We start from the raw sequence: 22850 nt of genomic DNA on the forward strand, positions 1-22850 counted from the left end.
CTCGCGTGGGCGCGGCGCCGCCCCGGTGCAGCACGCGCTCATCGCCGGTGACCGCGTGACCGGCGCGGCCGTGTTCCAGCTCGTGCCCGCCCTCGATGCCGGCGACGTCTACGGCGAGGTCCGCTACGACGTGCCGCGCGGGGCGACCGCGGGGGAGGTGCTCGCCAACCTCGCCGACGTCGGCGCGGCGCTCCTGACCGAGGTGGTCGACGCCATAGATGCGGGCACCGCCCGCGCCGCGGCACAGACGGGAGAGCCGACGCTCGCCCCGAAGCTGACCCTCGCCGACGGCGCGCTCGACCTCACGGCATCCGCCGACCGCGTGCTCGACCGCTACCGGGGCACGACGCCCGAGCCCGGGGCGTTCGTGACGATCGACGGGCAGCGCCTCAAGATCCTCGCCGCACTGCGTGGCCCCGACGGCGCGGCGGCAGCGGGCGAGTTCGCGCTCGTCGGGCGCGATGTGGTCATGGGCACAGGCGACGGCACGATCCTGCTGAAGAGGGTCCAGCCCGCCGGCAAGGCGGCGATGGGTGCCCCCGACTGGTGGCGGGGGCTCCGCGGCGCGACCCCGCGCGCCGACCTTCCACGCGAACACGACGACAGCGACGCCGCCGACGGGGGTGAGTCGTGAGCGCCCGCGACGCGTCGGGCGCCGAGGCGCACGCGCGCGGCCGCGCGCAGGAGGCATCCGGGCGGTCGCCGCGCTGGGTCGCCTATGACACGCTCCGCGCCGTGCACACCTCCGACGCCTACGCGAACCTGCTCCTGCCGCGGGCGATCGCCCGCGCGGGACTGAGCGGCGCCGACGCCGGGCTCGCGACCGAGCTGACCTACGGCACGCTCCGCCGCGAGGGCACGTACGACGCGATCATCGCGGATGCCGCAGGTCGCTCGGTCTCGGCCATCGACCCGGCCGTCCTCGACGCGCTGCGCCTCGGCACGCACCAGCTCCTGTCGATGCGCACGCCCTCGCACGCCGCGGTCAACGAGACGGTGCGCCAGGTGCGGCAGGCTGCGGGAAAGCCCGCGTCGGGCTTCGCGAACGCCGTGCTCCGGCGCGTGTCGGAGAGGTCGATCGACGAGTGGCTCGCTCGACTCGACGCAGCCGCCCGCTCGGAGGACGAGCGCCTGGGCCTGCGCTACGCGCACCCCGTCTGGGTGATCCGCGCGTTCCGCCGCGCCCTCGCCGCGGAGGGGCGCGCCGACGAACTCGAGTCACTTCTCGAGGCCGACAACGTCTCACCGGTCGTGACGATGAGCGCTCTCCCCGGGCTCGCCGATGTCCCCTCGGATGCCGAAGCCACCCCCTACTCGCCGATCGGCTTCCGCTCGCCCGGCGGCGACCCGGGCGCCCTCGTCGTCGCCTCGGAAGGGCGCGTGCGCGTGCAGGACGAGGGCTCGCAGCTCGCCGCACTCGCGCTCAGCCGGGTTGCGCCGGTGCGTGCGGGGGAGCGGTGGCTCGACCTGTGCGCCGCTCCCGGCGGCAAGACCGCGGTCCTCGCCGCGGAAGCGCTCGCGGGAGGCGCCCTGCTGGAAGCCAACGAACTGTCCCCGGCGCGCGCCGGTCTCGTCCGCGACTCGGTGGCCGGCGTGCCACTCGACGTGCCGGTCTCGGAAGAGGACGGACGCACGCGCGCGGGGAAGGGGCGGTACGACCGCATCCTCGTCGACGCGCCCTGCACCGGTCTCGGCGCGCTGAGGCGACGCCCCGAAGCGCGCTGGCGCAAATCGCCGGCCGATGTACCTGCTCTCGCCGCGCTCCAGTCGGAGCTGCTGGATGCCGCGCTCGCGGCGCTCGCGCCGGGAGGAATCGTCGCGTACGTCACCTGCTCGCCGCACCTCGCCGAGACGGCCGCAGTCGTGTCCGAGGCGCTTCGTCGTCACGGCGACGCGGTCGAGGAGCTCGACGCGCGGGCCGTCGTCGCGGAGATCTCCCGGCATCCGATCGACCTCCCGGAATCGGGGGGTAGCGGACGTGCCCAGCTCTGGCCGCACCGCCACGGCACCGACGCGATGTCAATCTCGCTCTTGCGGCGACGCTGACACTCCCGCCGACTCATCCGAACCCGAAGCGGAACGCGGTTCGCCGCGGGTCGGGTTCACGGGGCCGGGTTCACGGGGCCGGGTTCACGGGGCCGGGTTCACCGGGTCGGGTTCACGGGGCCGGCTTACGCGAACGGGCGCCGGGGCGCTCCGCGAAGGAGTGCCCCGGCGCCCGTCGGCGCGTGATGCGTCAGTCCCAGCGCACGGTGAGCGGCGTCGTCGTGAAGTCGACGAGCGGCGAGCCGATCGACGGTGTGAAGAAGAACTCGCACCCCGTCATCGTCTGGCCATCGACGATGCAGTCGGCCACGACATCGACCGAACCGATGTAAGGCCCGCTCACCTGCATCGGGTCGCCGTAGATCTCATCGGGCTGCAGGTTCGCGAGCTTCGCCTGGGCATCGGCGCTGAGCGTACGCGTCAGGGTGCCGTCAACGATCTGGGTGCCGTCACTGAGTGTTCCGGGAACGGTGAGCCCGCAACCCGCCTCGAGCGTCTTGGAGGCCACGCAGGCGTTGACCGAATCGTTGACTGCCGTACGGAAAGCGGTGAGGCCCGACTCGCTCAGGCCGACGGTCGCTTCGAGGTCTCCCTCCGTGTAGTCGGCGGGGTCGCTCACGACGGCCGACGTGGTCCCGCTGAGCGCGTAGTTCTCGTTCGAGACGGCCAGCTCGTACGTGCCCGGGAAGACGGTGACGCTCTCCGCGTCATCGATATCGATGCCGTTGATCGTGGAGCCGAGCCCCTTGTAGCGGTCGCCCAGGTAGATGTCGATCGTGCCGACGTAGATCTCCCACTCGCCCTTGCCCGAGTAGTCGGCCACCCGGAACGTGCCCGAGACCGGCTCGCCGCCGACCGTGAAAGACGCCTCGACATCAGCCGAATAGGAGTCCTTGTCGGTCTTCGGCGCGGTGACGTCGATGTCCGCGATCTCACCGAGCTCGTTCGACGCGGCGAGCGCCTCATCGGTGAGGAGCGTCGTATCGGACGGCTTGCTCTCCATGAGCCCGAGAGCCGTCTTCGCATCGCCGTCGGCGATCGCCTCGAGGTACGACGTGACCACTTGTTCGGGGCTGGACTTCTTCGTGTCGTCACCGCCGCCACCACCGGAGGGAGACGAGCCGCCCGCTGCGCCGACGAGTGCGACGATGCCGAGCACGATGAGCAGGAGGAGGACGACGCCACCGGCGATGATGCCGATGATCGCGCCTGTGCCGAGCTTCTTCTTGCTGGTGGTGTCGGTCTGCGTCGGGTACGCCTGCGAGCCGTACGGCTGGGCAGGGGATGCCTGCTGCTGGCCCGGGTAGGCCTGCTGCCCGGGGTAGGACTGCTGGCCCGGGTGGGCCTGCTGACCGGGGTAGGGCTGCTGACCCTGAGCGGGGTAGGCCTGCGGAGACGTCTGCTGACTCGCGTACGGCGTCGCCGGAGCCTCTGCGCCGGTCGTCGGCTGCGAGGGCGTCTGCGGCGTGGCGGGCGCCTCGGACTCCGCAGCGGGCGCCGCGTCGCTCGCGGGCGCGGCGTCGCTCGCGGGCGCCTGCGGCGCGGGCGGGGTCTGAGCGGCGGTGTCGCGCGCGACCCATTGGCCGCTCGCGGCATCCCACCGGTGATCTCCGGACACCCATTGTCCGGCCTCAGCGTCCCACTGCGGCTGCGGTGCGCCGTCGTTGCTCATGGCTCTCCTTCTCGATACCTGTGAGGACCCTATCGGTTTCGACGCGCCCACAACGCCGTTTCCCGCGGCGGTGTGGATAATGGGCGCGTGAGCGAGCCGCGCATCAACCCCAGCATCCTTTCCGCCGACTTCGTGAACATGCAGGCCGATCTGGAGCGGATCGCGAACGCCGATTTCGTGCACGTCGACGTCATGGACAACCACTTCGTGCCGAACCTCACCTTCGGCCCCCAGATGGTCCAGCGCATCCAGGAGACCAGCCCCGTCCCGCTCGATGTGCACCTCATGATCACCGACCCCGACACCTGGGCGCCGGGGTATGCGGAGCTCGGCGCGGCCTCGGTGACCTTCCACCTCGAGGCGGCCGCCGACCCGCTCACCCTCGCGCGCCGCCTCCGTCAGATCGGCGCGCGGGCGGGCGTGGCCGTCAAGCCGGCGACACCCGTCGAGGGGCTGTTCGAGGTGCTCGACGAGTTCGACCAGATCCTCGTGATGACCGTCGAGCCGGGCTTCGGCGGGCAGAGCTTCATGGCCGACCAGATGCCCAAGCTCGCGCTCCTGCGCGACGAAGCACGACGTCGCGGCTCGCAGGTGTGGCTGCAGGTCGACGGCGGCATCTCCGATTCGACGATCGCGCAGGCCGCCGAAGCCGGAGCCGACACGTTCGTCGCCGGGTCGGCCGTCTTCGGCGCCGACGACCCCGGGCGGGCGATCGAGGCGCTCCGCTCCGAGGCATCCGCGCATACCCACTGACGCAGACGGCCAGCCGGTCAGCCTTCGACGCGCACGCGTCTGTCCGAGTCGGATACCTGCCGGCGTAGCACGTCGATCGCCATCGGGTGCACCTGGGCGAGGCCTCCGGCGTCGATCACGATCGACCGACCCGGCAGGTCGATGTCCCTCAGGCGCGTGAGCACCCGCTCGACGCCGCTGAAGGAGAGCTCACCGCCGAGGATGACCCGCAGTTCGTCGCCGTCCTCCCGAATGGCGACCTCGGGCGTCGCAACGGCTTCGTGAGCCTCGAAGACGTGCATGCCGAATCGCTCCGACAGCTTCTCGAGGACCATCTGCCCGCGCACCGTGTTGCCGCGCGCGTTCAGACGCGGACTGAACACGCCGACACCGAACTGCGACGGCGAGATCGCGATCAGCCCGCCCGCGACGCCGCTCTTGGCCGGGAGGCCGACACGCAGCAGCCATTCGCCGGAGTTGTCGTACATGCCGCACGACGACATGACCGCGACGGTGTCACGCGCACTGCGCTCGCTCACCACCCGCTCCCCGGTGAGGGGGTTTCGGCCCCCGAAGGCGAGGGTTCCCGCCATGACGCAGAGGTCCTGCACCGTGACGAGGGCCGAGCACTGTCGGAAGTAGGTCTCGACGACGTCGTCCACCTCGTCGGTGAAGATCCCGTACGAGCGCAGCAGATGCCCGAGCGCACGATTGCGGTCACCCGTCGCCGACTCCGATCGGTACACGTCTTCGTCGACGGCCAGGTCGCGCCCCGCGAACGCCGAGAAGCCCGCGAGGATCGTCGCCGACCGCTCGACGATGTCTGCACCCGGGATGAGCGACGTGACGGCGAGCGCGCCCGCGTTGATGAGCGGGTTCGCGGGGCGCCCCGTGCCCTTCTCGAGGCTGATCGCGTTGAACGGCTCGCCGCTCGGTTCGACGTCGACCTTCTGCATCACGGCATCCGGACCCCACCGGTCGACGGCGAGCGCGAACACCATCGCCTTCGAGATCGACTGGATGGTGAACGCCGCGTCCGCGTCGCCGACGGCGCTGATGCCCGCGCGCGGGCCGATGATCGCCAGTCCGAGGCGGTCCGGATCGGCGGAGGCGAGCTGCGGGATGTAGTCGGCGACCGCGCCGGAGGCGTCGGGGCGGACCTCGTCGAGAACGTCGCAGAGCAGCTGACTGATGGCATCCATGTCTCGACCCTAGCCAGCGCCCCTGCGCGCGTGTCCCCGTGCCCGCGCCCCGCAGCGCACCGTCCGTGCGTCCGACCCGGGCGGGGACCGGTAGCCTGTCAGGGTGAAGACGTTCGAGGGCCTCTTCGCGGAACTGACCGCGACCGCAGCCTCCCGCCCCGAGGGCTCGGGCACCGTCGCGCAGCTCGACCGCGGCGTGCACGCGATCGGCAAGAAGATCGTCGAAGAGGCCGCCGAGGTCTGGATGGCCGCCGAGTACCAGACGGATGCCGAGACGGCCGAGGAGATCTCGCAGCTGCTCTACCACCTGCAGGTGCTGATGCTCGCCAAGGGCCTGTCACTCGAGGACGTCTACCGACATCTCTGAGCGCGCCTCGTCCTCCACACACTCCGACACGAAAGCTCCCGCCATGCTGCGCATCGCCGTGCCGAACAAGGGCTCCCTCGCCGACACCACCGCCGAGATGCTCGCCGAGGCCGGGTACACCGGTCGTCGCGACCCGAAGGACCTGCACGTCATCGACCCCGTGAACGAGGTCGAGTTCTTCTACCTGCGCCCGAAGGACATCGCCACCTACGTCGGCTCGGGCGCGCTCGACGTCGGCGTGACCGGTCGTGACCTACTGCTCGACGCACGGATGCCGGGCGCGCGGGAGATCGAGCAGCTCGGCTTCGGTGGCTCGACGTTCCGCTTCGCCGGCCCTCCCGGTCGGTTCCGCGACGTCACCGACCTCGAGGGGCTCCGCGTCGCGACGGCCTACCCGGGCCTGGTCGACGCATTCCTCGACGAGCAGGGCGTCGCCGTCGATCTCGTGCCGCTCGACGGCGCCGTCGAGTCGGCCGTCCAGCTCGGTGTGGCAGATGCCGTGGCCGACGTCGTCTCGACCGGGACGACCCTCAAGCAGGCGGGCCTCGAGATCTTCGGGCCCGTGCTCCTCGAATCCGAGGCCGTCCTCATCGGCGCACCCGTCGAGGCCGACGGCGTCGAGACGCTGCTGCGGCGCCTGCGCGGAGTCATGGTCGCGCGCCGCTACGTGCTGATCGACTACGACCTCCCCGCCGACCTCGTCGACGAGGCGGTCGTGCTCGCACCCGGTATCGAGTCGCCGACGATCTCTCCGCTGCGCGACCCCGCCTGGGTCGCTGTGCGCGTCATGAGCCCCCGGAAGACCGTCAACCAGGTCATGGACGCGCTGTACGCGATCGGCGCGCGGGCGATCCTCGTCACTCCCATCCACAACGCGAGGCTCTGAGATGAGTCTCGCGTGCCGGGTGATCCCGTGCCTCGATGTCGCCGCGGGCCGCGTCGTCAAGGGCGTCAACTTCGAGAACCTCCGCGACATGGGCGACCCGGTCGAACTCGCCGCGCTGTACTTCGCGCAGGGGGCCGACGAGCTGACCTTCCTCGACGTCACGGCGACGGTCGATGACCGTGCGACGACGTACGACGTCGTCCGCCGCACCGCGGAGGAGGTGTTCATCCCTCTGACCGTCGGCGGGGGAGTGCGCACCGCCGACGACGTGGCGCGCCTGCTCGCCGTCGGCGCGGACAAGATCGGCGTGAATTCCGCCGCGATCGCCCGCCCCGAGCTCGTCGGCGAGATCGCCGACCGCTTCGGCTCGCAGGTGCTCGTCCTCTCCCTCGACGTCAAGCGCGCCCCCGGCACCCGGTCGGGATTCGTCGTGACGACCCACGGCGGACGCACCCTGACCGACCTCGATGCGCTCGACTGGGCGAGCGAGGCGATCGACCGGGGCGCCGGCGAGCTGCTCGTGAACTCGATCGACGCCGACGGCACGAAGGACGGGTTCGATCTCGAGCTCACCTCCCTCATGCGGGAGATCTCTTCCGTACCCGTGATCGCGTCGGGTGGTGCGGGCGCGGTGGGCGATTTCGCCCCGGCCCTCCACGCGGGAGCCGACGCGGTGCTCGCGGCATCCGTCTTCCATTCCGGCGAGCTCACGATCGGCGAGGTCAAGAACGCGCTCGCCGCCGACGGGATCGAGGTGCGCCGATGAGCGACGTCGACGACCGCATCGCCCGGGTGGCCTTCAACGCCGATGGCCTGGCGCCCGCGATCATCCAGCAGCACGACACCGGCGAGGTGCTCATGCTGGGGTGGATGGATGCCGAAGCCTTGCGGCGCACGCTCACCGAAGGCCGCGTGACCTTCTGGTCGCGCTCACGTCAGGAGTACTGGCGGAAGGGCGACACCTCCGGCCACGCCCAGTACGTCAAGGGCGCGCGCCTCGACTGCGACGGCGACGCGCTGCTGATCGCCGTCGAGCAGATCGGTGCCGCGTGCCATACGGGCGACCGCACGTGCTTCGACGCCGACGATCTGCACCCGGTGGCTGGCGATCTGCACCCGGTCTCCGGCGACGAGCCCGAGGGCGTCTCGTGACGGCGAAAGGACGTCTGTACGCCGTTCTCACGATCGTCCTGGGCGGCGCGCTCGCGCTCATCGCGTCGACGCAGACGTGGCTGACCGTCACGCTGCAGGCGGGAACGGACGAGGCGCTCGAGGTCGCGGGTGCCGACGCGTTGCCCCTGCTCGCGCCCCTCGCCCTCGCCGCGCTCGCGCTCGGGCTCGCGCTCACGGTCGTCGGGCGCGTGCTGCGCTACGTGTTCGGCGTCCTCGCCGCGGTCATCGGCGGCACGATCCTCGTCGGCGCGCTCCGCATCGCCCTCGGCCATCCGCTCGACGCGGTCGCTCCGGCCGTCACCGCCGCGACCGGCCTCTCGGGAGGGCAGGCGATCGCCGACCTCGTGACCGCGATCGAGGGCACCGTGTGGCCCTTCGCCGCCGCGCTCGGCGGCCTCCTCATCGCGGCGGGGGGCGTGTTCACCCTCGCCACGGCGCACCGGTGGCGCAGCGGCGGGCGCCGCTACCGGCAAAGCGGCGAGTCCTCTCCCGGGCGAGGGCAGACGGCGAGCGCCGGCCCCCGCCCGTATGACTCGATCAGCGACCGCGCGATCGACTCGTGGGACGAGCTGTCGCACGGCGACGACCCGACGGCGCGCTGACCTCGACCGGCGTCATCGCGCGACCGATCACGGCAGCCAGCCGAGATGGCCGCAGTTGCCGAACGCGGGGAGGCCGACGAGCCGGTCGACCAGCCACTGCTGGCTCGGCAGCGCCCGCGTCACGGCCGGACCGAGGTGGTTGACCGATGTCTTCACCGGCTGGATCACCGGCACGTAGGTGACTTTCGCCCCGCGCGCGCACCAGTCCGCCGCGAGCTGCTTGGCCTGGGCGTGCTGGACGACGTCGTCCTTCGTGCCGGTGAGCACCTGCACGGGGGCGTTCGGAACACCGAGACCGATGCGCTGGTCGGCGATCGCCTGCTGAGCCGCCGGCGAGCGGCCGACGACCTGCGCGAACGACTCACCGGTCGTCGTCCACTGCGACGTCGTGACGCCGCGGTAGGTGAGGGCGGCGTCGACCGTGCACGCGCGGGAGAGTCCGTCGAGGGCCGCGCGCCCGGCGTCGTTCAACGCGCCGTCGAGCTCCGCCTTCGCCGCGGGGTAGTAGCTCAGGATGCCGTTGAACGCGTAGCCGACCGCCGCGGTCAGTCCGCCGTCCGCGGTCTGCAGCACGCCGAACAGGTCGGCGGGGGGAGCGCCGGCGAAGGTGCCCTTGATGTTGAGCTCTGGCGCGTAGGACGAGGCGAGCTCCGCCGCCGCGGCGACCGCGCCGCCGCCCTGCGAGTAGCCGTACAGCCCCACCGGCGAGGACGCGTTCACCGACGCACCCGGCACCGTGAGCGCGGCGCGCGCGGCATCCAGCACAGCGTGGGCGAGATCTAGCCGCACACCGTACGTGTGCACGCGGTCGGGCGTTCCGAGACCGACGTAATCGGTCACGACGACCGCGATGCCGCGGGCGAGGAACGCGTAGATGTTCGGGATCTCGTAGTTCAGGGAGATCTGCGTGTCGTCGACGACGATGAGCGACTCGAGCGACTTCGACGGCGCGCACGCGTCGCCCTGGCCCTGGGTGCCCGCGGCGAGGACGACGAGGGGGCGTTGCCCGTGCGCCCACGGGGCCGTCGGCTCGATGTACGCCCCCGTCACCGCGACGGGGGCGCCGAGGGCGTCCGTGGAGCGGTACGCGATGCGGGTCGCGGTGCCGGGGAGCGAGGTCGCGCCGCCGTTCTTGCGCACCTGGGCGAACAGGTTCATCGGTTCGGACTTCACGAGCGCGCCGTTGGCAGCGGGCAGCTGCGCCGGCGGGTCGTAGAAACCCGGCGTGGGCGCGGCGCTCGCGGGCGTCGCGAACAGGGCGGACAGGGACAGTGCCACGATCGCGGCAGCGGCGGACATCGTCGTTCGACGCATGCAGACCTCCATTGGTGTGCGGATTCGGCGTCACCCTAGCGCCACCCGGAGCGGCGCGCGCGGATTGTCCACAGCCGCACCCGAGACGGCGTCCCCCGCGTACCGGCCGCAGCGCGCCCGCCCGCTAGACTGGGCGCGACCCGCCCACGCCCGCCTTTCCAGAGGAGCATCATGAGCTACGACATCGAAGATCCCGGCCACGGACACTCGCCGGCCGCCTGGACCTCGGTGGTCATCATGCTCGTGGCGATCTCGCTGGGAACGCTCTTCTTCTTCCTCGACAAGCCCGCGCTCGTCTGGGCGTCGGTCGTCCTCCTCGTCATCGGCGCCGTCGTCGGCGTGCTGATGTCGAAGGCCGGCTACGGCGCGCACGGGCCCAAGTACACCCCGAAGCAGCACTGATCATGCTGGCAGGCCTCACCGCCGGTGCGGTGGAGGATGCCGAGGCCCGCGCCGTCGCCCGGCCGCTCGCCGATGTCGAGCGCGCCGCGCTCGCGCAGGCGCACGCGCGCGATGCCCTCGCCGCCCTCGCCCCGGCTGACCGCGTGAAGATCATCGCGGAGGTGAAGCGCGCGAGCCCCTCGCGGGGAGACCTCGCCGCCATCCCCGACCCCGCACGGCAGGCATCCCTGTACGAAGAAGGCGGCGCCTCGGCGATCTCCGTCCTCACCGAGGGACGGAAGTTCAAGGGCTCGCTGGCCGACCTCGAGGCCGTCAAGGAGCGCGTGTCGCTGCCGGTCCTGCGGAAGGACTTCATCGCGACGCCGTACCAGGTGCTCGAGGCCCGCGCGTCCGGCGCCGACCTCGTGCTCCTCATCGTCGCGGCGCTGGAGCAGCCGCTCCTCGGCGAGCTCCACGACCTCGTGCGCGAGCTCGGCATGACGCCGCTCGTCGAGACGCACTCACGTGACGAGCTCGACCGCGCCGCCGACATCGGCGCGCAGCTCATCGGCGTGAACGCGCGGAACCTCTCCACGTTCGAGCTCGACCGCGACCTGTTCGGATCCCTCGCCGAGCACTTCCCGGCGGATGCCGTGAAGATCGCCGAGTCCGCCGTCCTCACCCCCGCCGACGTCGCGCACTACCGCCGCGCGGGCGCCGACGTGGTCCTCGTCGGCGAAGCGCTCGTGACGAACGATCCCGTCTCGACCCTGCACGCGTTTCTGGAGGTATGAGCATGTCGACCAGCCCCGACGTTCAGAGTCCCGGCATCCAGAGTCTGCGGGACCAGCACGGCCCGTTCTTCGGCGAGTTCGGCGGGCGGTACATGCCCGAGTCCCTCATCGCCGCCATCGACGAGCTGACAGCCGTCTATGAGGCCGCCGTCGTCGACCCCGCCTTCCAGGCCGAGTTCGAGGGCCTGCTGCGCTCCTACGCGGGGCGGCCGTCGGCCCTCACCGAGGTGCCGCGCTTCGCCGAGCACGCCGGGGGGGCGCGCGTGTTCCTCAAGCGCGAAGACCTCAACCACACCGGCTCGCACAAGATCAACAACGTCATCGGGCAGGCCCTGCTCACGAAGCGCCTCGGCAAGACACGCGTCATCGCCGAGACCGGAGCCGGCCAGCACGGCGTCGCGACGGCGACCGCCGCAGCCCTCTTCGGCTTCGACTGCACGATCTACATGGGCGAGGTCGACACGGAACGCCAAGCGCTGAACGTCGCCCGCATGCGCCTGCTCGGCGCCGAGGTCATCCCGGTGACGACCGGATCGCGGACCCTCAAGGACGCGATCAACGAGGCGTACCGCGACTGGGTCGCCTCGGTGGAGACGACGAACTACATCTTCGGCACCGCGGCGGGCCCGCACCCGTTCCCCGCGATGGTGCGCGACTTCCAGAAGATCATCTCCGAAGAGGCGCGCGCGCAGCTGCTGGAGGAGACCGGCAAGCTGCCGGATGCCGTCGTCGCCTGCGTCGGCGGAGGCTCGAACGCGATCGGCATGTTCGACGCGTTCCTCGACGATGCCGGCGTGCGCCTGTACGGCGTCGAGGCGGCCGGCGACGGCGTCGACACGGATCAGCACGCGGCATCCATCGAGCGCGGCCGACCGGGGGTGCTGCACGGCGCGCGCACCTACGTGCTGCAGGACGAGGACGGGCAGACGATCGAGTCGCACTCGATCTCGGCGGGCCTGGACTACCCGGGCGTCGGCCCCGAGCACGCGTGGCTCGCCGACATCGGCCGGGCGAAGTACATCCCCGCGACCGATACCGAGGCGATGGAGGCGCTCCGGCTGCTTTCGCGCACCGAGGGGATCATCCCCGCGATCGAGTCGGCACACGCCCTCGCGGGCGCCCTTCGGATCGGACGCGAGCTGGGTCCGGATGCCGTCATCGCGGTCAGCCTGTCCGGCCGCGGCGACAAGGACATGGACACCGCCGCGCAGTGGTTCGGACTGTACGACGGGGAGAGCCCCGTCGAGGCGCCCGCTCCCGAAGAGGGCGCCAAGGGCGAGGGAGTCGAACTGTGAGCCGCGTCGCCGCCGCCATCGATGCGGCGCGCGCCGAGGGACGCGGCGCCTTCGTCGGGTACCTGCCGCTCGGGTACCCCGATCTCGAGACGTCGATCGAGGCCGCCGTCGCGCTGGCCGAGGCGGGCGCCGACATCCTCGAGCTCGGACCGCCCTACTCCGACCCCGTGATGGACGGCCCCGTCATCCAGGAGGCCACGCACGCGGCACTCGAGGCGGGATTCCGCCTGCGCGACACCTTCACCGCCGTCCGCGCGATCACCGAGCGGGTCGACGTGCCGGTGCTCGTCATGACGTACTGGAACCCTGTGCTGCAGTACGGCGTCGACCGCTATGCCGATGATCTCCTCGCCGCCGGGGGAGCGGGCCTCATCACGCCCGACATCACCCCGGACGCCGCCGCCGACTGGATCGCCGCATCGGAGCGCACGGGCCTCGACCGCGTGTTCCTCGCCACACCGACCTCGACCGACGAGCGCCTGCAGATGATCGCCGATTCCTCCACCGGTTTCGTCTACACGGTGTCGACGATGGGGACCACGGGCGAGCGGGCGGAGCTGGATGCCGCGGCGCGCACCCTCGTCGAACGGCTGCGGACGCACGGCGTCGACCGGGCGTGCGTCGGCATCGGGATCTCGACCCCCGAGCAGGTGCACGACGTCGTCGCCTACGCCGACGGCGCGATCGTCGGGACGGCGCTCGTCCGCGCGCTCCGCGACGGCGGTATCGAGGGGCTCACCGCCGAGGCGCGCGCCCTCGCCTCCGGCACCACCCGCTGACCCCCGGTCGTTGAGCGAGCCGCGCCAGCGGCGAGTCGAAACGCCGCCCTGTGGACAACGCCGACACCGCCAGGCATCCCACAGCTATGATCCCGACATGGCGTTCGTGTACATGCTGAGATGCGCCGACGGCACGCTCTACATCGGCAGCACGCTCGACCTCGAGCGTCGGCTGGCGCAGCATCAGGCGGGCGAGGGCGCCGAGTACACGCGACGGCGGCGCCCCGTGACCCTGCTGTGGTCGGAGCAGATGGACCGCATCGACGATGCGTTCGCCTGGGAGAAGCGCATGCAGGGGTGGAGCCACGCGAAACGCCTCGCGTACGCGGAAGGCGGTCTCAACGCGATCAAAGGCTGGAGCGCTCGCCACCACGGGCCTCCGACCCCCGGCCGTTGAGCGAGGGAGCACAGCGACCGAGTCGAAACGACGCACCGCCGGAGGGTCACCGCGTTTCCACTCGCTGCGCTCGGTCAACGACCGGAACCCCACCCCCGGTCGTTGAGCGACGCACCGCCGGAGGGTCACCGCGTTTCCACTCACTCCGCTCGGTCAACGACCGGGGCGGCTGCGCTCGGTCAAAGGCCGGGGCGGGCGGGCGGGGATGCTCTCACGGGAGAAGTAGACTGCCCCTCGTGCTTTCTTCCGCGCTCGTCGTCGCCTCGATTCCCAGCCCGCCGATCAGTTCGTTCCAAATCGGCCCGCTGACGATCCATTTCTACGCCCTGTGCATCCTCGCGGGCATCGTGGTCGCGGCGATCATGACGAACAGCCGCCTGACCAAGCGCGGCGCGGAGCCGTGGGTCGTCATCGACATCTGCCTGCTCGCAGTGCCGCTCGCGATCATCGGCGCGCGCATCTTCCACGTCGTCACCCATTGGGACTTCTACTTCGGTGAAGGCAAGGACATCTGGGCGATCTTCCGCATCTGGGAAGGCGGCATCGCGATCTTCGGCGCCCTCATCGGCGGCGCGTTCGGCGCGTGGCTCGGCTGCAAGTGGACCGGCATCCGCTTCTGGACCTTCGCGGACTGCCTCGCGCCGGGACTCCTCCTCGCGCAGGCGCTCGGCCGCTTCGGCAACTGGTTCAACCAGGAGCTCTACGGCCTGCCCACCGACCTCCCGTGGGGCCTCGAGATCGACTATCCGAACCCCGCGTGGCCCGTCGGCCTGCCCGAAGGGACCCTCTTCCACCCCACGTTCCTCTACGAGGTGATCTGGAACGTGATCGGCGTCATCTTCCTGCTCTGGGTCGGCAAGCGCTTCACCCTGCAGTGGGGGCGCCTGTTCGCCCTGTACCTCATCTGGTACAGCGCCGGCCGGATCGTGTGGGAGTCGATCCGCATCGATCCGAGCGAGGTCTTCTTCGGCCTCCGCACGAACGTCTGGGCGGCGATCATCGGCGTCATCGTCGGCATCGTGATCTTCGCCGTGCAGACGCGCCGTCACCCCGGCCTCGAGCCGTCGCCCTATGTGCCCGGCCGCGAGTGGGCTGGTGGGGTCGATGTACAATCGCAGAACAGCGACGAGTTCGTCGACGTCAGCGCACCCCCGACGTCCGACGCCGTCACGGACACCGCCACAAGCACAGTCGTCAGCAAGTAACACAGCAAGGGCCGACGTCGTCCCGATTCAGCACGATTTTGAGGACGGTAGGTATGGCTTCGAGCCCCCGTCGAGAACCGACCACGCGTGACATGTCGGGTTCCGCACCGGAGGTCCCGGTGGGATTCCCCGCCAAGCAGGGAATGTACAACCCGGCATTCGAGAAGGATGCCTGCGGCCTGGCGATGGTCGCGACGCTGCGCGGCGAGCCCGGGCACGACATCGTCTCCCTCGCTCTGACGGCCCTGCGGAACCTCGAGCACCGCGGCGCGATCGGGTCCGATGCGGGAACCGGCGACGGCGCCGGCATCCTCACGCAGATGCCCGACGCCTTCTTCCGTGAGGTCTCGGGTCTCGACCTTCCGCCCGTGGGCGAGTACGCCGCGGGCATGGCCTTCCTGCCGCGCGACGACGACGAGCGCGCCGCCGTCAAGGCGGGCGTCGAGAAGATCGCCGCGTCCGAGGGCCTCACGGTGCTCGGGTGGCGCACCGTCCCCACCGAGGAGGAGCACCTCGGCAAGCTCGCGCACGCCGCGCGCCCCGTCTTCGAGCAGCTCTTCGTCTCGCACCCCGCCGTCGGCGACGCGCCGGCCCTCCGCGGTATCGCGCTCGATCGTCGCGTCTACCGGCTGCGCAAGCGCGCCCGCCGCGAGCACGGCGCCTACTTCGTCTCGCTGAGCTCGCGCACCATCGGCTACAAGGGCATGGTCACGACGCTCCAGCTCGAGCCGTTCTACCCCGACCTGCAGGACGAGCGCTTCCAGTCCGAGCTCGCCGTCGTGCACTCGCGCTATTCGACCAACACGTTCCCGTCGTGGCCGCTCGCCCAGCCGCTGCGCATGCTCGCGCACAACGGCGAGATCAACACCGTCGGCGCGAACCGCAACTGGATGCGCGCCCGCCAGTCTCAGCTCGAATCGGAGCTCATCGGAGACATCAAGCCGCTGCTGCCCATCTGCACGAAGGGCGCGAGCGACTCGGCATCCTTCGACGAAGTGCTGGAGCTGCTCACCCTCACCGGGCGCAGCCTGCCGCACGCCGTCATGATGATGGTGCCCGAGGCCTACGAGAAGCAGGCCGACATCGATCCGGACCTCCGCGCCTTCTACGAGTACCACTCGATGCAGATGGAACCGTGGGACGGTCCGGCCGCCCTCATCTTCACCGACGGCACCCTGGTCGGCGCGACCCTCGACCGCAACGGTCTGCGCCCGGGCCGCTGGACTGAGACGACGGACGGCCTCGTCGTGATCGGCTCCGAGACGGGCGTCCTCGACTTCGAGCCCGAGCGCATCAAGCGGCGCGGGCGCCTGCGCCCCGGCCGGATGTTCGTCGTCGACACGGCGCAGCAGCGCATCATCGAGGACGACGAGGTCAAGCGCGAGCTCGCGACCCTGCACCCGTGGCAGGAGTGGCTGGATGCCGGGCGCGTGCGCCTCAAGGACCTGCCCGAGCGCGAGCACATCGTCCACCCGATCGCCTCGATCACGCGTCGTCAGCGCACCTTCGGCTACACCGAGGAGGAGGTCCGCATCCTCCTCACCCCGATGGGCCAGAACGGCGCCGAGCCGCTCGGGGCGATGGGGTCGGATGCCCCGATCGCCGTCCTCTCGGAGCGTCCGCGCCTGCTGTTCGATTATTTCGTGCAGCAGTTCGCGCAGGTGACGAATCCGCCGCTCGACTCGATCCGCGAAGAGGTGGTCACCTCTCTCTCGCTCGGCCTCGGCCCCGAGCGGAACCTCCTGGACTGGGGCCCCGACCACACCCGCACGATCACGCTCGATTTCCCCGTGATCGACAACGACGAGCTCGCCAAGCTCCAGAACATCGACAAGGCGCTCCCCGGGCGCCGGTCGGTCACGATCCGGGGCCTGTACCGCCTCGATCACGAGGAGAACGCCCTCGAGCAGCGGCTCGAGGAGATGTACGACGAGGTCGACGAGGCGATCGCGCAGGGCGCGGAGTTCGTCATCCTGAGCGACCGCGACTCGAACAAGGACCTCGTCCCGATCCCCTCGCTCCTCATGCTCTCGGCGGTGCACCACCACCTCATCCGCAAGCAGAACCGCATGAAGGTCGGTCTCGTGGTCGAGGCGGGCGACGTGCGTGAGGTCCACCACGTCGCGACCCTCATCGGCTACGGAGCCTCGGCGGTCAACCCCTACCTTGCGATGGAGACCGTCGAGTACCTCGTGCGCGCGGGCTTCATCACCGGCATCACGCCCGAGAAGGCTGTCAAGAACCTCATCTACGCCCTCGGCAAGGGCGTGCTCAAGATCATGTCCAAGATGGGCATCTCCACCGTGTCGTCGTACGCGGGGTCGCAGGTGTTCGAGGCTGTCGGTCTCTCGGAGGAGTTCGTCAAGCGCTACTTCACCGGCACCGAGACGAAGCTCGGCGGCATCGGCATCCGCGAGATCGCGATCGAGAACCAGGCGCGTCACGACTACGCCTACCCCGAGGACGAGGCCGCGCGCGCCCACGAGCGCCTGTGGACCGGCGGCGAGTACCAGTGGCGCCGCGACGGCGCCCCGCACCTGTTCAACCCCGACACCGTCTTCCGCCTGCAGCACGCGACGCGTACGCGGCGGTACGACATCTTCCGCGAGTACACGAAGCTCGTCGACGACCAGGCGAGTGAGCTGAAGACGCTCCGGGGCATGTTCCGCCTCAAGACGGGTGAGCGTCCGCCGGTGCCGATCGACGAGGTGGAGCCGGTGGCATCCATCGTCAAGCGCTTCTCCACCGGGGCGATGAGCTACGGCTCGATCTCCAAGGAGGCGCACGAGACGCTCGCGATCGCGATGAACTCGATCGGCGCGAAGTCGAACACCGGCGAGGGCGGCGAAGACGTCGAGCGCCTGCTCGACCCGACGCGCCGCAGCGCCATCAAGCAGGTCGCCTCGGGCCGCTTCGGCGTGACGAGCATGTACCTGACCCACGCCGACGACATCCAGATCAAGCTCGCCCAGGGCGCGAAGCCCGGCGAGGGCGGGCAGCTCCCGCCCGGCAAGGTCTACCCGTGGATCGCCCGCACCCGCGGCGGCACCCCCGGCGTCGGGCTCATCTCGCCGCCGCCGCATCACGACATCTACTCGATCGAGGACCTCAAGCAGCTGATCTTCGACCTGAAGCGGGCGAACCCCGCCGCCCGGGTGCACGTCAAGCTCGTGAGCCAGTCGGGCATCGGCGCGGTCGCCGCCGGCACCGCGAAGGCCCTGGCCGACGTCATCCTGGTGTCGGGGCATGACGGCGGCACCGGTGCGAGCCCGCTCAACTCCCTCAAGCACGCCGGCACGCCGTGGGAGCTCGGCCTCGCCGAGACCCAGCAGACACTCATGCTCAACGACATGCGCGACCGCGTCGTGGTGCAAGCCGACGGGCAGCTGAAGACGGGTCGCGACGTCATCGTCGCGGCGCTCCTCGGCGCCGAGGAGTTCGGCTTCGCGACGACGGCGCTCGTCGTGGAGGGCTGCGTCATGATGCGTGTCTGCCACCTCGACACCTGCCCCGTGGGCGTGGCGACGCAGAACCCCGTGCTGCGCAGCCGCTTCACCGGCAAGCCCGAGTTCGTCGTGAACTTCATGGAGTTCCTCGCCGAGGAGGTACGCGAGTACCTGGCCGAGCTCGGGTTCCGCTCGCTCGACGAGGCGATCGGGCGCAGCGACCTGCTCGACGTCAACGGTGCGATCGAGCACTGGAAGGCCGACGGACTCGACCTGCGTCCGATCCTCGAGGGGCCCGCGTTCGCTCCCGACGCTCCGCGTCGGCACCGCCGCGACCAGGACCACGAGCTCGACAAGCACTTCGACGTGCCGATCATCGAGCAGGCGCAGGACGTCATCGCGCACGGCGGTCACCTCTCCGTCGACCTCCCGATCCGCAACACCGAGCGCGCGGTCGGCACCATGCTCGGCAACCGCGTCACGCTCGCCCACGGCGAGCACGGCCTCCCCGCCGGCACGATCGAGGTGAACCTCACGGGGTCCGCCGGCCAGTCGTTCGGCGCGTTCCTTCCCGCGGGCATCACGCTGCGCCTCGAGGGCGACTCGAACGACTACGTCGGCAAGGGCCTGTCGGGCGGGCAGATCGTGGTGCGTCCGCCGCGGGATGCCGCATTCGACGCGTCTCGGAACGTCATCGCCGGCAACGTCATCGGCTACGGCGCGACGCAGGGCAGCATGTTCCTCCGCGGCGTCGTGGGGGAGCGGTTCCTCGTGCGGAACTCCGGCGCGACCGCCGTCGTCGAAGGCGTCGGCGATCACGCGCTCGAGTACATGACGGGCGGCCTCGCGGTGATCCTCGGCACGACCGGGCGGAACCTCGGAGCCGGCATGTCCGGCGGCGCGGCCTACGTCTACAAGCTCGATCGCGCGCTCGTCAACCGCGAGGCGCTCGCGAGCGGAGAGCTCGAGCTGCTCGACCTCGGCTCGGGCGACGTCGAGATCCTCCGCGACCTGCTCGAGCAGCACGTCGCCGAGACCGGATCGACCCTCGCCGCCGCTCTTCTGGACGACTTCGAGGCCGAGGCCGAGAACTTCGTCCGCGTCCTGCCGCGCGACTACGCCGCGGTGCTGCAGACCCGTCAAGACGCGGCCGCCGAGGGGCTCGACCCCGACGGCGACGTCGTCTGGACCCGCATCCTGGAGGTGACCGGTGGCTGACCCGAAGGGCTTCCTCAAGACCACCGAGCGCGAGCTCCCGGCGCGCCGGCCGGTTCCCGTGCGCATCATGGACTGGAAAGAGGTCTACGAGCCGGGAGACTCGGCGGTGCTGCGCCGGCAGGCGGGCCGCTGCATGGACTGCGGCATCCCGTTCTGCCACAAGGGATGCCCGCTCGGGAACCTCATCCCGGAGTGGAACGACCTCATGTGGCGCGGCGAGGGTCGCGCCGCGATCGAGCGTCTGCACGCGACGAACAACTTCCCCGAGTTCACCGGCCGCCTGTGCCCCGCGCCGTGCGAGAGCTCGTGCGTGCTCGGCATCAACCAGCCTGCCGTGACGATCAAGCAGATCGAGGTCGCGACGATCGACGACGCGTTCGCGAAGGGCTGGGTCGAGCCGGAGCCGCCCGCGCGCCTCACCGGCAAGACCGTCGCCGTCGTCGGTTCGGGCCCCGCGGGCCTCGCCGCCGCGCAGCAGCTGACCCGCGCGGGCCACACCGTCGCGGTGTTCGAACGCGACGACCGCATCGGCGGTCTGCTGCGCTACGGCATCCCCGACTTCAAGATGGAGAAGCGCCACCTCGAGGCGCGCCTGCGCCAGATGCAGGACGAAGGCACCCGCTTCCGCGCGGGCGTCGAGATCGGCGTCGACATCACGTGGGACGAGCTGCGCGCGCGGTACGACGCCGTCGTCGTCGCGACCGGCGCCACCGCGCCGCGCGACATTCCGATCCCGGGCCGCGACCTCGACGGCGTGCACTTCGCGATGGAGTACCTCGTCGAGTCGAACAAGGCCGTCGCAGGCGACCAGGTGCCGAACCAGATCCACGCCGAGGGCAAGCACGTGATCGTCATCGGCGGCGGCGACACCGGCGCCGACTGCATCGGCACGGCCCACCGCCAGGGCGCGTTGAGTGTCACGAACCTCGCCATCGGCAAGCAGCCGCCGTCCTCCCGCCCCGACCACCAGCCCTGGCCGACGATGCCGACGCTGTTCGAAGTGGCCTCGGCGCACGAGGAGGGCGGGGAGCGGACGTACCTGGCATCCACCGTCGAATTCCTCGGGAACGACGCGGGCGAAGTGCGGGCGCTGCGCCTGGCCGAGACCGAATACCTCCCCGACGGACGCCGCGTCCCCAAGAGCGGCACCGAGCGTGAGATCCCCGCCGACCTCGTCCTCATCGCGATGGGTTTCACCGGCCCGGAGCGCAGCACGCTCGAGGCGCAACTCGCTACCGTGTTCACCGGACGCGGCAACGTCGAGCGCGGTGAGGACTACCAGTCCACCGCTCCCGGCGTGTTCGTCGCTGGCGATGCCGGGCGCGGCCAGTCGCTGATCGTCTGGGCGATCGCGGAGGGTCGGGCGGCGGCGGCGGCCGTCGACGAGTACCTCATGGGACGCACCGCACTGCCGTCGCCGGTACGTCCGACAGACCTCGCCATCGGCTTGCAGCCCGCGTATTCTGGATCCACCCCACAACCGCACACAGACCGGAGATACAGCCAGTGAGACGCGCGAAGATCGTCGCCACCCTGGGCCCCGCCACCGAATCGTACGAGATGATCCGCGCGATCATCGACGCCGGTGTCGACGTCACCCGAATGAACCTGAGCCACGGCTCCTACGCCGAGCACGAGGTCCGCTTCGCCAATGTCCGCAAGGCGGCCGACGACTCCGGCCGCGCGGTCGCGATCCTCGTCGACCTGCAGGGGCCGAAGATCCGACTCGGCAAGTTCGTCGACGGCCCGCACGAGCTCGCCGAGGGCGACACGTTCAAGATCACCACCGAGGACATCCCCGGTACGAAGGAGATCGTCTCGACGACGTTCAAGGGCCTGCCCGACGACGTCAAGCCGGGCGACGACCTGCTCATCGACGACGGCAAGGTCCGCGTCCAGGTCGAGAGCGTCGACGGCCCCGTCGTCACCACGAAGGTCATCGTCCCCGGAGAGGTGTCCAACAACAAGGGCATCAACCTCCCGGGCGTCGCGGTGAGCGTCCCCGCCCTCTCCGAGAAGGACGAGGCCGACCTCCGCTGGGGCCTGAGCGCCGGCGCCGACATCATCGCGCTGTCGTTCGTGCGCGACGCCAGCGACATCACCCGCGTGCACGAGATCATGGCGGAGGAGGGCCGGAAGGTCCCTGTCATCGCCAAGATCGAGAAGCCGCAGGCCGTCGACAACCTCGAGGAGATCATCGACGCGTTCGACGGCATCATGGTCGCCCGCGGCGACCTCGCCGTCGAGCTGCCCCTCGAAGCCGTCCCGATCGTGCAGAAGCGCGCGGTGGAGCTCTGCCGTCGCATGGCGAAGCCCGTCATCGTCGCGACGCAGATGCTCGAGTCGATGACGCACGCGCCCGTCCCCACCCGCGCCGAGGCATCCGACGTCGCCAACGCCGTGCTCGACGGAGCCGACGCGGTCATGCTCTCGGGCGAGACGAGCGTGGGGGAGTACCCCGTCGTCACGGTGCAGACCATGGCGCGCATCGTCGAGTCGACCGAGGAGCACGGCCTGGAGCGGATCCGTCCGTTCTCGGCGAAGCCGCGCACGCAGGGCGGCATCCTCACGCTCGCCGCGAACGAGGTCGCGGAGTTCATCGAGGCGAAGTACATCTGCATCTTCACCGAGTCCGGCGACACCGCGCGTCGCATGTCGCGCCTGCGCCCGGGCATCCCGATGATGGCCTTCGCCGTCGACCCCGCGATCCGTCGCCGCATGGCGCTCACGTGGGGAGTGCAGTCGACGCTCGTCGAGCACGTCGCGCACACCGACCTCATGTTCATCCAGGTCGACGAGTTCTTCCTCGGCAAGGGACTCGCGAAGGAAGGGGACAAGGTCGTCGTGATCTCCGGTTCCCCTCCCGGCATCATCGGCTCGACCAACGACATCCGCATCCACAATATCGGCGACGCCGTCAACGGCAATGCCCCGATCTACCGCGAGTAAACGGTGACGGCGCCCGCGAACGTGGCGGCACCCGCACCCATCGCGACCTGGGTGCGGGTGCTGGCGATCGCGAACGCGGTCTTCCTGCTCCTCGCGATCGTCGGCCCCGTGCTCGCCGCTACGGAGAACTCAGCGGGATTTCTCATCTCGCTGACCTTCCCGCAGGTGGTGATGTGGGCGTTTCCTCCGGCGGTTCCCATTGGAGTGGTGTGCGTCCTCGTCGTCCTGGGTATCGGGGCGACCGGGCTGAGCGGCACCGGTGACGGCGCGCACCGACGACGGCGGGTCTTCACGCGCGTCACCGTGGCCGCCTTCGTGATGTTCGTCGTCACGGCCGTGTCGGTCGGTGCTCTCCTCATGGCGCTGCAGGGTTCTCTCGCATCGACCTGAGA

At 70.6% G+C, this 22850-nt stretch carries 21 protein-coding genes; 18 read left to right on the forward strand and 3 right to left on the reverse strand.

Translation table 11 applies throughout. The features are described from left to right. Together ACRVYW_RS13455 and ACRVYW_RS13460 are read left to right on the forward strand one after the other, a co-directional pair. A partial coding sequence (locus tag ACRVYW_RS13455) for a methionyl-tRNA formyltransferase (RefSeq protein ID WP_431805253.1) occupies positions 1-634 on the forward strand: 634 nt, incomplete at its 5' end. A 101-nt stretch (positions 635-735) separates the two neighbouring features. Further along, the gene (locus ACRVYW_RS13460; protein WP_431805290.1) at positions 736-2046 is read left to right on the forward strand and encodes an RsmB/NOP family class I SAM-dependent RNA methyltransferase; all 1311 of its coding nucleotides are present in this window, start codon (positions 736-738) and stop codon (positions 2044-2046) included. A 190-nt stretch (positions 2047-2236) separates the two neighbouring features. On the opposite strand, the gene ACRVYW_RS13465 is transcribed toward ACRVYW_RS13460, so the two are convergent. Next, positions 2237-3718 carry a hypothetical protein gene (locus ACRVYW_RS13465; protein WP_431805254.1) on the reverse strand — a complete coding sequence of 494 codons (1482 nt, stop codon included), beginning with the start codon at positions 3716-3718 and terminating at the stop codon, positions 2237-2239. A gap of 87 nt (positions 3719-3805) precedes the next feature. Between ACRVYW_RS13465 and rpe the strand changes: the two genes are divergently transcribed. Further along, on the forward strand, positions 3806-4471 hold the full coding sequence (gene rpe / locus ACRVYW_RS13470; protein ID WP_431805255.1) for a ribulose-phosphate 3-epimerase: 666 nt from the start codon (positions 3806-3808) through the stop codon (positions 4469-4471). 17 nt (positions 4472-4488) lie between these two features. Here the strand turns inward: rpe and glsA are convergent, their stop codons facing one another. After that, a complete protein-coding gene (gene glsA, locus ACRVYW_RS13475) occupies positions 4489-5652 on the reverse strand; it encodes a glutaminase A (RefSeq protein ID WP_431805256.1) in 1164 nt (387 codons plus the stop codon). 103 nt (positions 5653-5755) lie between these two features. Here glsA and ACRVYW_RS13480 point away from each other — a divergent pair, with 103 nt between their 5' ends. The 5 genes from ACRVYW_RS13480 to ACRVYW_RS13500 are packed head-to-tail and all read left to right on the forward strand — an operon-like array spanning position 5756 to position 8680. Then, positions 5756-6019 (forward strand): phosphoribosyl-ATP diphosphatase, encoded by a 264-nt coding sequence (locus tag ACRVYW_RS13480; RefSeq protein WP_431805257.1) that lies wholly within the window; start codon positions 5756-5758, stop codon positions 6017-6019. Positions 6020-6062: 43 nt separating this feature from the next. Further along, a complete protein-coding gene (hisG, locus tag ACRVYW_RS13485; RefSeq protein ID WP_431805258.1) occupies positions 6063-6905 on the forward strand; it encodes an ATP phosphoribosyltransferase in 843 nt (280 codons plus the stop codon). Between the two features lies 1 nt (position 6906). Next, complete coding sequence (gene hisF, locus ACRVYW_RS13490; protein ID WP_431805259.1) at positions 6907-7671, forward strand: imidazole glycerol phosphate synthase subunit HisF; 765 nt, start codon at positions 6907-6909, stop codon at positions 7669-7671. Continuing rightward, a complete protein-coding gene (gene hisI, locus ACRVYW_RS13495; protein ID WP_431805260.1) occupies positions 7668-8057 on the forward strand; it encodes a phosphoribosyl-AMP cyclohydrolase in 390 nt (129 codons plus the stop codon). Before hisF ends, hisI begins: the two co-directional genes overlap by 4 nt. Then, a complete protein-coding gene (locus ACRVYW_RS13500; protein ID WP_431805261.1) occupies positions 8054-8680 on the forward strand; it encodes a Trp biosynthesis-associated membrane protein in 627 nt (208 codons plus the stop codon). Before hisI ends, ACRVYW_RS13500 begins: the two co-directional genes overlap by 4 nt. A 27-nt stretch (positions 8681-8707) precedes the next feature. Here the strand turns inward: ACRVYW_RS13500 and ACRVYW_RS13505 are convergent, their stop codons facing one another. Then, entirely contained in the window at positions 8708-9994 is a 1287-nt protein-coding gene (locus tag ACRVYW_RS13505) for a lipase family protein (protein ID WP_431805262.1), read from the reverse strand. A 171-nt stretch (positions 9995-10165) separates the two neighbouring features. Here ACRVYW_RS13505 and ACRVYW_RS13510 point away from each other — a divergent pair, with 171 nt between their 5' ends. From ACRVYW_RS13510 to ACRVYW_RS13555, 10 genes are all read left to right on the forward strand, one after another. Continuing rightward, positions 10166-10396, forward strand: a complete 231-nt coding sequence (locus ACRVYW_RS13510; protein WP_431805263.1) for a DUF6704 family protein — start codon at positions 10166-10168, stop codon at positions 10394-10396. Between the two features lie 2 nt (positions 10397-10398). Continuing rightward, positions 10399-11169: an indole-3-glycerol phosphate synthase TrpC gene (gene trpC / locus ACRVYW_RS13515; RefSeq protein ID WP_431805264.1), complete on the forward strand. Its 771-nt coding sequence runs from the start codon at positions 10399-10401 to the stop codon at positions 11167-11169. A 2-nt stretch (positions 11170-11171) separates the two neighbouring features. After that, positions 11172-12464, forward strand: coding sequence for a tryptophan synthase subunit beta (gene trpB, locus ACRVYW_RS13520; RefSeq protein WP_431805265.1), 1293 nt, complete (start codon positions 11172-11174; stop codon positions 12462-12464). After that, positions 12461-13243 (forward strand): tryptophan synthase subunit alpha, encoded by a 783-nt coding sequence (gene trpA, locus ACRVYW_RS13525; protein WP_431805266.1) that lies wholly within the window; start codon positions 12461-12463, stop codon positions 13241-13243. The genes trpB and trpA overlap by 4 nt, the downstream gene beginning before the upstream one ends. Positions 13244-13340: 97 nt before the next feature. Continuing rightward, positions 13341-13640 carry a GIY-YIG nuclease family protein gene (locus ACRVYW_RS13530; RefSeq protein ID WP_431805267.1) on the forward strand — a complete coding sequence of 100 codons (300 nt, stop codon included), beginning with the start codon at positions 13341-13343 and terminating at the stop codon, positions 13638-13640. Positions 13641-13876: 236 nt separating this feature from the next. Next, a complete protein-coding gene (gene lgt / locus ACRVYW_RS13535) occupies positions 13877-14845 on the forward strand; it encodes a prolipoprotein diacylglyceryl transferase (RefSeq protein ID WP_431805268.1) in 969 nt (322 codons plus the stop codon). Between the two features lie 92 nt (positions 14846-14937). Continuing rightward, positions 14938-19509 (forward strand): glutamate synthase large subunit, encoded by a 4572-nt coding sequence (gene gltB / locus ACRVYW_RS13540; protein WP_431805269.1) that lies wholly within the window; start codon positions 14938-14940, stop codon positions 19507-19509. Continuing rightward, entirely contained in the window at positions 19502-21019 is a 1518-nt protein-coding gene (locus ACRVYW_RS13545; RefSeq protein WP_431805270.1) for a glutamate synthase subunit beta, read from the forward strand. The genes gltB and ACRVYW_RS13545 overlap by 8 nt, the downstream gene beginning before the upstream one ends. Next, positions 21016-22458, forward strand: coding sequence for a pyruvate kinase (gene pyk / locus ACRVYW_RS13550; protein ID WP_431805271.1), 1443 nt, complete (start codon positions 21016-21018; stop codon positions 22456-22458). Before ACRVYW_RS13545 ends, pyk begins: the two co-directional genes overlap by 4 nt. Before the next feature lie 3 nt (positions 22459-22461). Beyond that, positions 22462-22848 carry a hypothetical protein gene (locus ACRVYW_RS13555; RefSeq protein WP_431805272.1) on the forward strand — a complete coding sequence of 129 codons (387 nt, stop codon included), beginning with the start codon at positions 22462-22464 and terminating at the stop codon, positions 22846-22848. Positions 22849-22850: the final 2 nt, after the last annotated feature.

The sequence above is a fragment of the Microbacterium sp. bgisy203 genome (assembly GCF_965345155.1).
Classification (GTDB): domain Bacteria; phylum Actinomycetota; class Actinomycetes; order Actinomycetales; family Microbacteriaceae; genus Microbacterium.

What these genes read in the sequence shown, in the direction of transcription:
- ACRVYW_RS13530 (WP_431805267.1), top strand. Translation starts at nt 13,341, where the DNA reads ATGGCGTTCGTGTACATGCTGAGATGCGCCGACGGCACGCTCTACATC.
- ACRVYW_RS13465 (WP_431805254.1), bottom strand. Translation starts at nt 3,718, where the DNA reads ATGAGCAACGACGGCGCACCGCAGCCGCAGTGGGACGCTGAGGCCGGA.
- ACRVYW_RS13505 (WP_431805262.1), bottom strand. Translation starts at nt 9,994, where the DNA reads ATGCGTCGAACGACGATGTCCGCCGCTGCCGCGATCGTGGCACTGTCC.
- gltB (WP_431805269.1), top strand. Translation starts at nt 14,938, where the DNA reads ATGTCGGGTTCCGCACCGGAGGTCCCGGTGGGATTCCCCGCCAAGCAG.
- trpB (WP_431805265.1), top strand. Translation starts at nt 11,172, where the DNA reads ATGTCGACCAGCCCCGACGTTCAGAGTCCCGGCATCCAGAGTCTGCGG.
- hisG (WP_431805258.1), top strand. Translation starts at nt 6,063, where the DNA reads ATGCTGCGCATCGCCGTGCCGAACAAGGGCTCCCTCGCCGACACCACC.
- hisF (WP_431805259.1), top strand. Translation starts at nt 6,907, where the DNA reads ATGAGTCTCGCGTGCCGGGTGATCCCGTGCCTCGATGTCGCCGCGGGC.
- hisI (WP_431805260.1), top strand. Translation starts at nt 7,668, where the DNA reads ATGAGCGACGTCGACGACCGCATCGCCCGGGTGGCCTTCAACGCCGAT.
- ACRVYW_RS13510 (WP_431805263.1), top strand. Translation starts at nt 10,166, where the DNA reads ATGAGCTACGACATCGAAGATCCCGGCCACGGACACTCGCCGGCCGCC.
- trpC (WP_431805264.1), top strand. Translation starts at nt 10,399, where the DNA reads ATGCTGGCAGGCCTCACCGCCGGTGCGGTGGAGGATGCCGAGGCCCGC.
- glsA (WP_431805256.1), bottom strand. Translation starts at nt 5,652, where the DNA reads ATGGATGCCATCAGTCAGCTGCTCTGCGACGTTCTCGACGAGGTCCGC.